Source organism: Rhodococcus sp. CX (assembly GCF_015865005.1).
Classification (GTDB): domain Bacteria; phylum Actinomycetota; class Actinomycetes; order Mycobacteriales; family Mycobacteriaceae; genus Rhodococcus.
In genome coordinates, this window is the sequence record NZ_JADZGH010000070.1 from 17,772 (window position 1) to 31,679 (window position 13,908).

Sequence of the window (13,908 nt, forward strand, 5' to 3'; positions counted from 1 at the left end):
CCGGCCGGGAGGTATGGAACACCTACGGGCCGACGGAAGCGACCGTGGTCGCGTGTGCCGCCCGGATGGACGGCACCGGCCCCATCCGCATCGGCCTGCCGCTCGACGGCTGGGACCTCGCCGTCGTCGACGCCGACGGTGTGCCCGTCGAGGAGGGCGCCACCGGCGAACTCGTCATCGGCGGAGTCGGCCTGGCCCGCTACCTCGACCCCGCCAAGGACGCCGAGAAATACGCGCCGATGCCGACCCTGGGCTGGGAACGCGCCTACCGCAGCGGCGATCTGGTGACCCTCGACCGTCGCGGCCTGCTCTTCCAGGGTCGCGCGGACGACCAGGTCAAGATCGGCGGCAGACGCATCGAACTCGGCGAGATCGACAACGCCCTGCAGAACCTGCCGGGCGTCGCGGGTGGCGCCTGCGCCGTGCGCAAGACCGCGGCCGGGCACGCGATGCTCGTCGGCTACATCGCCAGCACCGACCCGGACTTCGATGTCGCCTCGGCGCGCGACCTGCTCACCGAGCAACTTCCCGCCGCGATGGTCCCGCGACTCGCGCTCGTCGACGAACTACCCACCCGCACGTCCGGCAAGGTCGACCGGAACGCGCTGCCGTGGCCGCTGCCCGGCGCCGACGCCGAGTCCGCCGAGTCACTCGGACTGGACCCCACCGCGGAATGGGTCGCCAGCCTGTGGATGTCGCTGCTCGGCGCCCGCGTGGAGGGCCTCGACGACGACTTCTTCGAACTCGGCGGCGGCTCGTTGTCGGCGGCACAGCTGGTGACGGCCCTGCGCGAACGCTATCCGGAGATGACCGTCGCGGAACTGTACGACCATCCGCGGCTCGGTTCGCTCGCCCTGTACCTCGACGAGCTCGCCCCGACCGAAACCGTCGCTCCCCGGAGCGTCGAACCGACACCGCGGTCCGCGCAGCTGGCGCAGATCGCCGCGACCGTCCCGCTGACCACGCTGACCGGCATGCAGTGGGTGACGTGGCTGGCCGTGCTGAACAACGTGCTCGCGACCGTCGTCTCGGTGCCGTGGACCGTCACCCTGTCGTGGTGGTGGGTCGCGCTCGGTGTGCTGCTGTTCATCACCCCGCTCGGCCGCATGACGATCGCGGTCGCGGGCGCGCGGATCCTGCTGCGCGGCGTGAAGCCCGGCACGTATCGGCGCGGCGGCTCGGTGCATCTGCGCCTGTGGTCGTCTCTGCGGCTGGTCGAGGCGAGCGGGGCCGCGAACCTGTCCGGTGCCCCGTGGATGCTGTACTACGCCCGCGCGCTCGGTGCGAAGGTCGGCCGCGGCGTCGATCTGCACAGCCTGCCGCCGGTGACCGGGATGCTCGAACTCGGTGACGGCTGCTCGATCGAACCCGAGGTGGACCTGTCCGGTCATTGGGTGGACGGCGACGTGGTGCACATCGGCACGATCCGGATCGGGGCAGGCGCATCGATCGGTGCCCGGTCCACCCTCAATCCCGGGTGCAAGATCGGCAAGAACGCCGTCGTCGAGGCCGGATCCGCGGTGTTCGGGCGCGTCAAGTCCGGACAGCAGTGGGCCGGCTCCCCCGCCGTGAAGGTCGGAAAGGCCTCGCATCCGTGGCCGGCCGAAGCACCCCGCCGCGCGCCGGCGTGGGTGCCGGTGTTCGGTGCGAGTTCGGTGCTGATCGCCGGGTTGCCGCTCGTCGCGATCGGCGCCGGCGTGGCGTTGATCGGCTGGTGGGTGAGCGACACCGCGACGCTGCCCGAGGCCGTCGCCCGGTCCCTCGTGATGCTGCCCGCGGCCGGGCTGCTCACCATGTTCGTGTTCGCACTGCTCACCGTCGCAGCGGTGCGACTGCTGTCGCTCGGCATGACCGAGGGCTGGCACCCGGTGCGCAGCCGCGTCGGCTGGCAGGTGTGGGCCACCGAACGGCTCATGGACTCCTCACGCACGTTCCTGTTCCCGCTGTACGCCTCGATGCTCACCCCGATCTGGCTGCGTCTGCTCGGCGCCGACATCGGCAAGGACGTCGAGGCGTCGACCGTGCTGATGGTCCCCAAGTTCACGAAGGTCGCCGACGGGGCGTTCCTCGCCGACGACACCATGGTCGCGTCCTACGAACTCGGTGGCGGCTGGCTGTTCATCTCCCACGCGAAGGTCGGCAAGCGCGCGTTCCTCGGCAACTCGGGCATGGCCGCGCCAGGACGCCGGGTACCGAAGCACGGTCTCGTCGCGGTGCTGTCCGCAGCGCCGACGAAAGCCAAGTCCGGGTCGTCGTGGCTGGGCAGTCCCCCGGTCCGACTGCGCCGTTCCGCGGGCGACTCCGATGCGACCCGCACGTTCGCTCCCCCACTGAAACTGAAGGTCGCGCGGGGATGCGTCGAAACGTTCCGGCTCGTCCCGATGATGGTGACGTTCGGGATCGGGCTCGGTGTGCTGTATGCACTGAACGCGCTCGCGGCCGTCGGTGGATATCCGCTCGCCCTGCTGCTCGGCGGTCTCGTCCTCATGATCGCCGGTGCGGTCGCGTGCGGAATCTCGGTGGCGGCGAAATGGTTGGTGGTCGGGCGGATCGGCCGGGTGGAACATCCGCTGTGGAGTTCGTTCGTGTGGCGGAACGAGGTGTCCGACACGTTCGTCGAGATGGTCGCCGCGCCCTGGTTCGCCCGCCCGGCGACCGGAACCGTCGTGATGAATCTGTGGCTGCGGGCGCTCGGCGCGCACATCGGCCGCGGCGTGTGGTGTGAAAGCTACTGGCTGCCGGAGGCGGATCTGGTGACGCTCGAGGACGGAGCGACCGTGGAACGGGGGTGCGTGGTGCAGACGCATCTGTTCCATGATCGGATCATGTCCATGGACACCGTGACCCTCGAGAACGGAGCCACGCTCGGCCCGCAGTGCGTCGCGCTGCCGGCGTCGGGCATCGGCGCCGGAGCCACCGTGGGCCCGGCCTCGCTCGTGATGCGCGGCGATGTCGTCCCCGCGTCGACCCGCTGGCAGGGCAATCCCATCGCCCCGTGGACGACGCCCGCGGATTGGTCGCCCCGATGAAGTCCGGCAAGGCGGCCAAGCCGGTTGCTCCCGTGGGTCCGGACCGTCCGCTCGACCCCTATCTGCCGACGAGCGGCAACCGCGGATATCGCGTGTCCCGTTACGAACTGGAGTTGACGTACAAGGTCGCGTCGAACCGGCTCTCCGGCCGCGCGACGATCATCGCCACCACGACCGATGTGCGCGGCAAGTACGCGCTCGATCTCGTCGACACGATGCGGGTGTCGAAGGTGTCGGTCAACGGTGCGCGACCGGCGAAGTACACCCACCGCGACGGCAAGCTCACCGTGGCCCCGGCGCAGAAGATCCCGGCCGGGGCGGTTCTGACCGTCACCGTGAACTATTCGGGGACGCCGACGCCGCGCCACTCGATGTGGGGGGAGGTCGGCTGGGAGGAACTCGAGGAAGGTTCGCTCGTGGCGAGCCAGCCGAACGGTGCCCCGTCGTGGTTTCCGTGCGACGACCACCCGGGGTCGAAGGCGACCTACCGGATCACCCTCACCACGGATTCTCCGTTCCACGCCGTCGCGAACGGCACGCTGCTGCGCAAGACCACGAAGGCCAGCCGGACGACGTGGGTGTACGAGCAGCCCGAACCGATGTCGACGTATCTGGCGACCGTGCAGATCGGGCACTACGAGTCCCGGAAGGTGTGCTCGTCCCCGGTTCCGATCGTCGCGGTGCATCCCCCGCGACTGCGGGAGGAATTCGACGTCGACTTCGGCCGTCAGCCGCAGATGATGGAGGTCTTCCGGCGCCTGTTCGGGCCGTATCCGTTCGCGCACTACACCGTCGTGGTGACCGACGACGACCTCGAGATCCCGATCGAGGCGCAGGGCCTGTCGATCTTCGGCGCCAACCACTGCGACGGCCGCCGCCGCGAAGAACGGCTTGTCGCACACGAATTGGCGCACCAGTGGTTCGGCAACAGCCTGACCCTCACGCGCTGGCGCGACATCTGGCTGCACGAGGGTTTCGCGTGCTACGCCGAATGGCTGTGGGCGGAGAATTCGACCGGCCCGTCCGCGCATACCCTTGCGGCGGAAGCACATCGCGGGTTGGCGCGCAAACCCCAGGACATCCTGCTCGGCGATCCCGGCCCGAAGGACATGTTCGACGACCGGATCTACAAGCGCGGCGCCCTCACCCTGCACGCGCTGCGCCGGCAGCTGGGCGACGACCGCTTCTTCTCCCTGCTGCGCACCTGGACCGCGGAGCATCGGCACTCGAACGTGACCACCGAGCAGTTCGTCGGTCTTGCAGCGCATTTCACCGACGAACCGCTACGGCCGCTGTGGGATTCCTGGCTCCACGAGCGGGCGCTTCCTCCGTTTCCCGACGCCTGAACGTCCGCGCGCCCGAGTTCAGGGCAGCACCACGTCGGAGGCGAGCCAGCGGCCGTCGACGAGTTCCATCGTCATCACGACGCGGCTGCGGTCGAGTCTCGGTTCGGGTGTCACGGCGTTGGTGACGGTCTGGTCGACGAACAGCAGCACCTCGACCTTCGTGGTCGTCGCGGACTTGATGCCCGCCTCGATCACGACGCCCTCGGCGGTGGCCTGGTTGTCGACGAGCAGCTGCCGAAGCTGTTCGCTCGACTGGGCATACATGTCCTTGAAGTTGCCGGTGGCGCCGTCCAGCACGGCCTGGAAATTCGCGTCGAGGTCGTCCGAGCTGACGCTGGTCAGCACGACCGCGTACTGCCGTGCCGCGTCGAGCGCTGCGGCAGAGGCGTCGTCGACGGCGTCGGCCTGATTCCACTTCCAGCCGAGCACGCCGGCGGCGACGACCGCCAGGACCGCCACCAGCACGGCGGCGAGAAGCGCGAGGCGTCCCCGATCCTTGCCCGGCACCGCTTTGCCGGTCGCAGCGTCTTCGGTTGCGGCGTCGCCGGTTTCAGCATTCTCGTTCACGACGTAGTTCTCGGCCTTCTCGTCGGCATCCTCGCGCTCGACGACGGCCGCTGCCGTCCGGCTGTTCTTGCTCACGTCGGTTCTCCTTCTCGTTGTCGGGCCTGGTCGCTGCGTCGGCAGCCGTGATCGGATCAGCGCACCCCCGGGTCGCCGGGATCGGGGCCGCCGGGTTCGAGCAGTAGAGACAACGGCCCCATCGGTGTCGGATCCGCCTGCTGCAGCGGATCGACGCCCGGCGGCGGCGCATAACCGCCTTCCTCACCCGCCGGTCGCGGCGCGTTGCGTGCTCCACGGACCAGGGTCGACGGATCGGGATTCGGACAGTAGGTGTGCAGGTACGGTTCCGGAAAGTTCGACAGCGCAGGCGACTGCCGGGGCAGGTCGTAGTCGCACGAGTACCGCGGATAGATGTTGACGAACGCCCAGATACCACCGTCGCGGAACGCGGTCCCCAACGCGTCGAGTGTCGACCCGCCGCGGGTGGCCGGGAAGAAGAACTCGTGGAGGGCCGGTACCCGGAGGTAGGCCATCTGCGCGGTCGTGGCCAGATTACCCAGCAACTGCACCATCGTCGGCGAGTTGTCCGCGAAGAGCGTGTCGACGGACTGCAGGGTCGCCGGCGCACCGTCGACGAACTGCCGGAATCCCGCGTCCTTCGACTCGATCCCTTCGAGCGTCGCCGACAGATTCCGGGAGGTCGCGGCCAGACCGGCGGCACTGTCCGAGAGTGTCCCGAGCACGACCTTGCTGGTGTTCAGCACGCTGACGGTCTGCGGCAGCACCGAAGCCAGTGTGGAGATCAGAAACGTTCCGCCGTCGACGATATCGGCCAGCTTGTCCGGACCCTCCGCGCTCATGCCGAGCTCGTCGACGATGGTCCGGACCGTATCGGGGTCGATCTGCGCGAGCATGCCGTCGAGATTGCCCATGAGCGTGGACAACGGGACCGGGGTCGACGTCTCGCCGACAGCGATCTCCGCGCCGTCGACGAGGAACGGCCCGCCGTCGGAGGCCGGCCGGAAGTCGAGGTACTGCTCCCCCGCGAGCGACAGTCCCGCCACCCGCACCTCTCCGCCGACGGGGATCTGCGCCGACGAGTCGATCGCCGCGACCGCGACCACGCCCTCGTCGGTGAGCTCCACCGACGTCACCCGCCCGACCGGGACGCCGCGCAACGTGACGTTGCGGTCGGGCAGCAGCCCTCCCGAATCCCCGAGGTTCACCCGCACGTGGATCTTCCGGTCGGCCGGATCGAGGTGGAAGACACCGAAGATCAGGTAGGTGACGCCGAGAACCAGGGTGAGGGCGAGGGCCGCCACCGACAGCCCGAGGCGGTGCGCCGACGCGTAGCGCACACCCGTAACCAGTGCGCGGGCAGGACCTTCGAGGACTGCGTTCCGTCCGTCGGCGGCCGTCATTCCGGCACCACCCCGAACTTGGTCTGCAGTCGCATGATCGTGTACGTCAACGTGCCGACGAACGCCGTCCAGTCCGTGCCGTCGGGCAGCCTGCTGCCGGGGTCACCGGTGTGGCCGGGGACCGGGACGGCACCGAGCGCCAGCTGCTCCAGATCGGCGTCGGTGTGCGCGGACGTACCGCTCGTGATGTTGATGACCGGCGCCAGGATCCGGTTGACGGTATCGAGGGACACCCCCGGCTGCGCCGCTGCTCTGTCGAGTTCGGCTGCAACCCGGTTGATGTCGGCGATCATGCTGCGGGTGTCGGTTCCCTGGACGGACGGGAACTCACCGATCCGGTCGGTGATCGCGGCGACCTGGGAGACCAGATCGACCACCGCCGTGGTGTTCTCGGACAACACGTCGAGTGCGGGACCGGCAGCGACGACCGCATCGTTGATCGTCGAACGCTGATCCGAGAGCGTCGCGACGAGACCGTTCGTCTGCTCGAGGGATCGTCGGATCTCCTCGGACCGGGAATTGAGATCGCCGACGAGCCGGGTGGACTCGTGGATCAGTTCGGCGATGCGGTCCCCCTTGCCGTCCACCGCCGAACCGAGGCCGTTGACCAGTTTCGTCAGGTTCCGGACGACACCGCCGTTGACGAGCAGTGACGACGTTGCGAGAAGTTCCTCCACGGTTGCCGCGGCGGAGGTGGCTTCGATCGGGATGGTGTCGCCCTCGCCGAGGACGGCGGCGTCCGCCGACGGATCGTCCGGCGACTGCAGCGAGACGAAGACGTCACCGAGCGGAGTCGCCGACCGCAGTTCGGCGGTCGTGCCCTCGCGCAGCACCACACCGTTCATGATGCGCAGGGAGACGACCGCCGTGTAGTTCTCCACACGCATCGACTCGACCTCTCCGACGTCCACACCGGCGAGCTTGACCTTCGCCTTCGTCGGCAGATTCAGCGCGTTCTCGAACGTCGCCGCGATCACGTACGAGTCGCCGCCGACACCGGGGGCGGGAAGGGGCAGGTTCTCGAGCCCCGTCGAGCAGGCCGCCGTCGACATCGCCACGGCGACCGAGATGCCGGCGAACGCGAACCGCAACCGTGGGCCTCTCATCTCGGCAGTCCCGCCAGTCCCTCGAGCATGCCCGCGACACCGAAATCGGGTCCGAAGTCACGCAGGGTTCCGGTTGCGCAGCCGAGATGGGTGAGTCCCAGGCGGTTGCAGACCTCCTTGACCAGCTGCCCGTCGAAGAAGACCTTCTCGAGCTGTGCGTGCACGCGGGCTCCCCCGTTCTCCTGGTCGATCGTGTTGTACGCGTTCTCCATCAGCAGCGGCGTCACGTCGAGGAATTCGGCGAGCTGGTCACGATAGTCCGCGAGCGACCGGGTGACCGTCTCCGCGTTCGTGAGCGTGGATCTCAACGCGTCCCGATTGTCGGTCAGCAGCGAGTTCGCCTGAACAAGAATGTCGTTGATCTTCGAACCGGTGTCGCCGGTGCCGAGGTTCGCGTCGGCGAGGATCTCGCTCATCATTCGGATGGCCTCGCCGAACTCGCGGATGTCGCGGTCGTTGGCGGCGGCCGCACTCGTCAGGACCGCGAGATCGTCGACGATCCTGGTGATCTCGTTCGCGGTGCCCGCACCCTCGTCGTCGCTCAGGCGCAGCGCGTCCGAAAGGGTGGACAGTGCCGACCTCATCGCATCACCGTTGCCGTCGGTGGCGCCGGCTCCGGCTGCCAGGATGTCCGCGACGGGGCCCCCGCCGGTTCCGTCGCCCTGAAGTTCGACGGCCAGGTTGTCCGCCATGGCCAGTAGCCGGTCGAACTCGATCGGAGTCTTCGTGCGGTCGAGTCCGAGAATCGCATTGCGTGGAAGCGTGTCGCCGCCGCGGTACACCGGTGTCAGTTCCACGTGGCGGTCCGTCAGCACGGACGTCGACACCGCCACCGCCTGCACGTCGGCCGGAAGGTCGATGCCGCCGTCGACCTCCATCCTCACCTCGACGTACGAACCCTTCGGTTCGATCCGCGTGACCTTTCCGATCGGAATTCCCAGGACCGCGACGGTATTGCCCTCGTACAGCCCGGCACCGTTGTCGAATCGAGCGGTGATCGTGTGCGGTTCCTCGCCGCCGAATACCGCGCGGAGTCCGAAGAAGCCCGCGGCGAGCACGAGAAGTGCCACGGCAGCGGCGCCGACGATCCGAAGCGGGCTCATTCGCACTCCTGGAAGTAGGCCGGCATGTCCAGTTCCACGGCACGGCCGCTGAGCGCGCACATCCACGAGTCGATCATCGGGCCGGCGGGCGCGGAGAAGTCCACCTCGTTCGCGGTTCCGCTGGCATTCGTGAAGTTGCGCAAGGGGACCGGAAGGATCTGCAGGGTGTTGCGCAGCAGATCGTCGTGGTTGCCGAGGCTCTGCAGCAGTTCGTTCAGGCTCGCGATCAGCTGTTCCACTTCCGGCCGGTCCTCGACCACGAGGGTGTGCAGCTCCGACACGAGGTTCGTGGTCGCGGCGAGCAGCCGATCGATCATCTCCCGGCGAGTCGTGATCTCCTGCAACATGTCCCGGCCGTTGGTGACCAGCGCGCCGAGGCTGTGTTGCTGATATCGCACGATCCCGGTCATCGCCCCGGTCGCCTCCAGCAGCGACCCCACCTGGTCGCGGCGCTCCGCCAGCACCGCCGACAGACTCTCGATGTTCGCGAGCGCCTGGGGCATCAGCGGGGGCAGACCGTTCAGCTCACCGGCGAGCGCGGCGAGGGTGTCGCCGAGTTCTCCGGCGTCGACCTGTTCGAAGGTCGTGGTCGCGTCCGCCAGCACCTCCATGAGGTCGTACGGAACCTCGGTGTGGGCCAGCGGGATCCGATCGTCCGGAATGTCGCCCTCTCCGGCGGGCCGCAGTTCGATGTAGCGGGCGCCGAGCAGCGTGGTCAGCTTGATGGATGCCCGGGTATCGGCGCCGAGCGGGACCCCGTTGTCGATCTTCATGGTCACCACGACGTGGTCGTCCTCGAGCCGCGCTCCGTCCACCGTACCGACCTGGACGCCGGCGATCGTGACCCCGTCGCCGGGCGCGATCTGTGCCGCCTGAGCGAATTCGGCTTCGTACGTGCGTTTTCCGAATCCGGCGGAGCTGATCAGGAGTGTCGCCGCAAGTGCAGCGGCGATTGCGACGACGGTGATCGCGCCGAGGGTCACCGGTCGGCACTCTTCGATGGGCCGGATCCGGAACCTGCCGCCGCGGGCGGTGCGCTGGGTGGTCACGGTCGGTCACCTGCAGACCGGGGAGTGCGTGACCCGGCCCTCGGGCGTGGCCTGCGCGACGACGGTCGGAATGACGTTGCTCAGCGCCGGGACGAGCGTGACATTGAAGTTGCACAGGTATGTGGACAAGTAGCTCCCCTCCTGGCTCACCCGGGCGAGCCCTTTCAGCAATGCGGGAAGGTTGAAGGCGAAGTACTCGAAGGAGTCCTTGTGATCGTTGAAATGCTGCGCGAAACCCGGTTCCCGCGCGAGGAATTCCTGCAGGTCGGGTTGGACCTCCGCGACGATCGTGGACACGCTGTCGGCGACGGCACCGATCCGTTCCACCGATCCGACGAGTTCGTCCCGCCGCGCCGTCAGCTGATCGAAGATGGCCCGCGACTGCGAGATGACCGTGTCGAAGTTGCCGCTCTGCACCGCGAGGTCGTGGACGACCGTGTCGAGGTTGCCGATGATCTCGCCGAGGACCTGGTCGGGACCCGCGATCGATTCGGCGAGTCGCGTCGTCTCCGCCACGAGCGTGGTGACCGCGCCCGAATCGCCCTGGAGCGCGGTGATGATCGCGGTCGTGATGTTGTCCACCTGCTCGGGGTCGAGGACGCTGAACAGTGGTTCGAATCCGTTGAGGAGCACCGAGATGTCGAACGACGGCTCGGTGTGCTCGACGGGAATCCCACTGCCTGCGGGCAGTATCCGTGGGTCGCCGAATTCGCCGAGCGACAAGCCGAGGTACCGCTGTCCGATGATGTTCTGGTAGGTGATCGACGCTTTCGTGTTGCCGTACACGACCTGACCGGAGTCGATGCGGAACTTCACCTTCGCGGTGGTGCCGTCGAGCGCGATCGAATCGACGCGACCCACCCGGACACCCGCCATGCGCACGTCGTCGCCGACCCGTAGCCCGGAGACGTCGGTGAACTCCGCACTGTAGGAGGCCGTCGGCCCCTGCACGCCGCGCTGGAGTGTCACCAGCACGGTCCATCCCAGGGCGCAACACACCACCAGAAACAGGGACAGTCCGATCAGCGGCTTGCGATAGCTCATCGCGGCGCCTCCGGTTCGGGTACGACGTTGACGACCGCACCCCGGGCGAGGGGGCCGAGGAGCATCTCCGCGGCCGCGTTGAGGTCGCCACCGAGGATCGCGTCGAGCAGTTCCTTCTCCTCCGGTCCCCCGACCGGCCCGACGTTGCCGCCGACCGGCTCGGTGCTCACCATCGTCGACGCGTCGGGGGTGTAACCGGGCACCGGCGGGACGCCGGTGGGGGCGGTTGCGCAGCTCGCGCCGGCGAGGTCTCCGTATCGCGGGCAGTCGGCCCTGGTGTACATGCGGTGCGGGGTGAACTGGAAGACGAACTTGCCGACCCCGTTGAGCCGGCCGTCCGGCTGGAAGTGCTCGAACCACTTCCTGGAGATGCTGTTCATGCTGACCACGATCTGCGAGAACGAGGGCGACCCGTCGGCGAGAACCCCGAGCACCGGCGTGAGCTGCGTGGTGAGGGTGATCATCCGATCGGTGTTGTTGTCGAAGGCGGTTCCCGTCGTCCCGAGCGTGTTCGCCCCGGAGAACAGGAACGCCGCGAGTGCCGCGTCCTTCTCGGCGAGGGTCCGCATCGGGGCGATCGAATGGTGCAGGGCGTCGAGCAGCTCCGGTGCCGACTCGTGCAGACCTTCCACTGCGCCGGTCAGCGCGTCGAGTGTCGACGGTCCCGCGCCGGGCTCGACGACCGCGCCGACCTCCCGGACGATCCGCGCCAGTTGTGCTCCCGCCTCGACGATGTCGTCGCCCCGACGGTCGGTGGCGTGGGCCACCGCCGCGAGGACACCCAGGGTCTGTTCGGTGCCGACACGTGCTGTCGCCGCCGCAATCTCCCGCAGTTTCGTCAGCGCGGTCTGGAGTTGGACCGTCGCCAGACTCTCGTCCTGGGGAATCCATGCATTCGGTGGAAGCGGGGGCGCCGCCCCGTTGTCGACGAGTTGCACCGACGACACGGCGAACACATTGCTCGGGACGACGCGTGCGGTGACGGTGCTCGGAATCGAGCGTGCGTGGGCCGGGTCGAGCGCCATGTGAACGACGTTCGGTCCGTCGCCGGTGGCGGCATCGACACTCTGCACCGTTCCCACCAGGACGCCGCGGAACTTCACGTCGGACCGTGCGGGCAGCCCGTCCCCCACCTCGGTCAGGGCTGCGGTGACGTCGAAGGTGCGGTCGAATGCGCCACCGGTCTTCGCCACGAGCCCTGCGACCAGCAGGGCCGCCACGACGAGCGCCCCGAAGCCCTGCAGGTACAGCCGGGCCGGACCCGGACCGCGTCCGTCGCTCTCGAACAGGATCGGCATCGTTCACCCACCCAGCCTCGCTCCGGAGCTGATCCCCCAGAATGCGACGGTTAGTAGAAGATTGACGACGATCATCGCGGAGATGCTCGAGCGCATCGCCCGGCCGGCAGCAGTGCCGACGCCCTGCGGTCCACCCGACGCGTAAAAGCCGTAGTAGCACTGGATCGTCGTGGTGATGACCACGAAGACAACGGCTTTCGAGAGCGAGTACACGATGTCGGGGCCACTGAGAACGAGACGGAAATAGTGGTCGTAGGTGCCGGACGAGACGCCGCCGGACATCCCGATGACGATCTGCACGGTCAGGTAGTTCGCGGCCAGACACACCAGATACAACGGGATGATGGCGACGATCGACGCGAGCAACCGCGTCGTCACCAGATACGGAATCGACGGTATCGCAAGCGTTTCCATCGCGTCGATCTCCTCCGAGATCCGCATGGCACCGAGTTGCGCGGTGAACCGGCAGCCGGCCTGTGCGGCGAACGCGAGCGACGCCATGATCGGCGCCAGTTCACGCGTCGTCGCCGTCGACGAGATCATGCCGGTCGCCGATTCCAGGCCGAGCAGATGCAATGCGTTGTATCCCTCGATCGCGACGAGCGCTCCGGCGGCGGCACCGAGGATGACGATCACTCCGGCGGTGCCACCGCCGACCACGATCGAGCCGTTGCCCCACGTCACGTCGGCCAGGATCCGCAGGAATTCCTTCCGGTAGTGACGCAGCGTCGTGGGGATCGCCGCCAGCGCCCGAACCAAGAACCCGATCATGTGGCCGAGGCGCTGGACCACCGCTGCTTGCGACGCAACGACATTCACGATCGGCCGTGTCCCGGGAGGGAAGTATCGCGATGCCACTCAGAACCCCGTACGTGGAAACAGCAGCACATACAGCTGCGTGAAGGCGACGTTGACGATCATCAGGAGCAGGATCGAGGCGACCACGGTGGCGTTCACCGAGTTCGCGACACCGGCGGGCCCACCGCGGGTGTCGAGCCCCTTATGACAGGCCACAATCGCGACGATCGCCCCGAAGACGATCGCCTTGATGATCGTCAGGACGAAATCACCCACGGTCGCGAAGGATGCGAACGTCGTCACGAAGCTGCCCGGCGTTCCGTTCATGACGAACGTGTTGAACAGGTATCCCGAGAGGAAGCCGACGAAGCACACCAACCCGGTCAGGGCGACCCCGACCACGATCGCCGCTGCGAGACGCGGGACCACGAGCCTGCGCACCACCGAGACGCCCATGACCTCGAGGGCGTCGATCTCGTCCCGGATCTTGCGTGATCCCAGATCCGCGCAGACCGCGGACCCCGCGGCCGACGCCATGAGCAGGGCCGCGACCATCGGCGCTCCCTGCTTGATGACCGCGAGACCGCTGGCCGCGCCGGCGAGCGAGGTCGCACCGACCTGTCCTGCCAGCAGACCGAACTGAATGGACAGGGTGACACCGATCGGAATCGCCACGAACATCGTGGGAAGCGCCGACGCCGAAGCCATGAACGCCGCCTGCCGAACGAACTCCGCGAACGGAAACCGAAGTGCCGCAATGTCGGTGATCAGATACTGGATCGCGCGGATACCCAGTACACACTGCCCACCGACGGTTTCCAGTGCCGCGACGGGATGGCGACGGATGTAGCTCCGCATCCACCGGTCGATCTCGGCGACCGCCGAGGTTTCCGGCCGGACCTCGGCAACGTCGACGGGACTGCGCCGATCCCCGCCACCTTCCCCAAGGATCCCCATGGTGTGGCCTTTCGTCGTCGGTCGGCCGTGTGATCAGTGGGCGGGAGTGAAATCGACGTGCAGTTCTGCGATTCCGCGCAGGATGTAGGTCGGTTCGTACCGGTAGGTGCGATGTCCGGCCGGTCCGTGGTGGGAGTCGTCGACGGTCAGGGTCGTTGTGCGGTCGAGGAATCGCTCGATCGCGACACGGCCT

11 protein-coding genes and 1 pseudogene are annotated in these 13,908 nt (G+C 67.9%); 2 read left to right on the forward strand and 10 right to left on the reverse strand.

What is annotated here, in order from left to right:
• Both I0Q12_RS07645 and I0Q12_RS07650 read left to right on the forward strand, forming a co-directional pair.
• The coding region (locus tag I0Q12_RS07645) for a Pls/PosA family non-ribosomal peptide synthetase (protein ID WP_231610219.1) at window positions 1–3,029 on the forward strand (3,029 nt) is incomplete at its 5' end.
• A complete protein-coding gene (locus tag I0Q12_RS07650; RefSeq protein ID WP_197251371.1) occupies window positions 3,026–4,375 on the forward strand; it encodes a M1 family metallopeptidase in 1,350 nt (449 codons plus the stop codon). The genes I0Q12_RS07645 and I0Q12_RS07650, both read left to right, overlap by 4 nt.
• Before the next feature lie 18 nt (window positions 4,376–4,393).
• On the opposite strand, the gene I0Q12_RS07655 is transcribed toward I0Q12_RS07650, so the two are convergent.
• From I0Q12_RS07655 to I0Q12_RS07700, 10 genes and pseudogenes are all read right to left on the reverse strand, one after another.
• Complete coding sequence (locus I0Q12_RS07655; protein ID WP_248676350.1) at window positions 4,394–5,017, reverse strand: hypothetical protein; 624 nt, start codon at window positions 5,015–5,017, stop codon at window positions 4,394–4,396.
• Between the two features lie 56 nt (window positions 5,018–5,073).
• Window positions 5,074–6,360, reverse strand: a complete 1,287-nt coding sequence (locus tag I0Q12_RS07660; RefSeq protein WP_197251360.1) for an MlaD family protein — start codon at window positions 6,358–6,360, stop codon at window positions 5,074–5,076.
• On the reverse strand, window positions 6,357–7,466 hold the full coding sequence (locus I0Q12_RS07665; RefSeq protein WP_197251361.1) for an MlaD family protein: 1,110 nt from the start codon (window positions 7,464–7,466) through the stop codon (window positions 6,357–6,359). The genes I0Q12_RS07660 and I0Q12_RS07665 overlap by 4 nt, the downstream gene beginning before the upstream one ends.
• The gene (locus I0Q12_RS07670; protein ID WP_197251362.1) at window positions 7,463–8,569 is read right to left on the reverse strand and encodes an MCE family protein; all 1,107 of its coding nucleotides are present in this window, start codon (window positions 8,567–8,569) and stop codon (window positions 7,463–7,465) included. The genes I0Q12_RS07665 and I0Q12_RS07670 overlap by 4 nt, the downstream gene beginning before the upstream one ends.
• Window positions 8,566–9,618: an MCE family protein gene (locus I0Q12_RS07675; protein ID WP_307846101.1), complete on the reverse strand. Its 1,053-nt coding sequence runs from the start codon at window positions 9,616–9,618 to the stop codon at window positions 8,566–8,568. The genes I0Q12_RS07670 and I0Q12_RS07675 overlap by 4 nt, the downstream gene beginning before the upstream one ends.
• Window positions 9,619–9,624: 6 nt before the next feature.
• Entirely contained in the window at window positions 9,625–10,662 is a 1,038-nt protein-coding gene (locus tag I0Q12_RS07680; RefSeq protein WP_197251363.1) for an MCE family protein, read from the reverse strand.
• Window positions 10,659–11,960: an MlaD family protein gene (locus tag I0Q12_RS07685; RefSeq protein ID WP_197251364.1), complete on the reverse strand. Its 1,302-nt coding sequence runs from the start codon at window positions 11,958–11,960 to the stop codon at window positions 10,659–10,661. Before I0Q12_RS07685 ends, I0Q12_RS07680 begins: the two co-directional genes overlap by 4 nt.
• A 3-nt stretch (window positions 11,961–11,963) precedes the next feature.
• Window positions 11,964–12,818 carry an ABC transporter permease gene (locus tag I0Q12_RS07690; protein WP_197251365.1) on the reverse strand — a complete coding sequence of 285 codons (855 nt, stop codon included), beginning with the start codon at window positions 12,816–12,818 and terminating at the stop codon, window positions 11,964–11,966.
• On the reverse strand, window positions 12,819–13,616 hold the full coding sequence (locus I0Q12_RS07695; protein ID WP_197251374.1) for an ABC transporter permease: 798 nt from the start codon (window positions 13,614–13,616) through the stop codon (window positions 12,819–12,821).
• A 132-nt stretch (window positions 13,617–13,748) separates the two neighbouring features.
• Window positions 13,749–13,908, reverse strand: a pseudogene (locus I0Q12_RS07700) (cytochrome P450); the annotation flags it as partial.

Excerpts from the sequence above, each read along its gene's own strand:
- I0Q12_RS07660 (WP_197251360.1), bottom strand. The coding sequence starts at position 6,360 with ATGACGGCCGCCGACGGACGGAACGCAGTCCTCGAAGGTCCTGCCCGC.
- I0Q12_RS07670 (WP_197251362.1), bottom strand. The coding sequence starts at position 8,569 with ATGAGCCCGCTTCGGATCGTCGGCGCCGCTGCCGTGGCACTTCTCGTG.
- I0Q12_RS07685 (WP_197251364.1), bottom strand. The coding sequence starts at position 11,960 with ATGCCGATCCTGTTCGAGAGCGACGGACGCGGTCCGGGTCCGGCCCGG.
- I0Q12_RS07665 (WP_197251361.1), bottom strand. The coding sequence starts at position 7,466 with ATGAGAGGCCCACGGTTGCGGTTCGCGTTCGCCGGCATCTCGGTCGCC.
- I0Q12_RS07695 (WP_197251374.1), bottom strand. The coding sequence starts at position 13,616 with ATGCGGAGCTACATCCGTCGCCATCCCGTCGCGGCACTGGAAACCGTC.
- I0Q12_RS07650 (WP_197251371.1), top strand. The coding sequence starts at position 3,026 with ATGAAGTCCGGCAAGGCGGCCAAGCCGGTTGCTCCCGTGGGTCCGGAC.
- I0Q12_RS07680 (WP_197251363.1), bottom strand. The coding sequence starts at position 10,662 with ATGAGCTATCGCAAGCCGCTGATCGGACTGTCCCTGTTTCTGGTGGTG.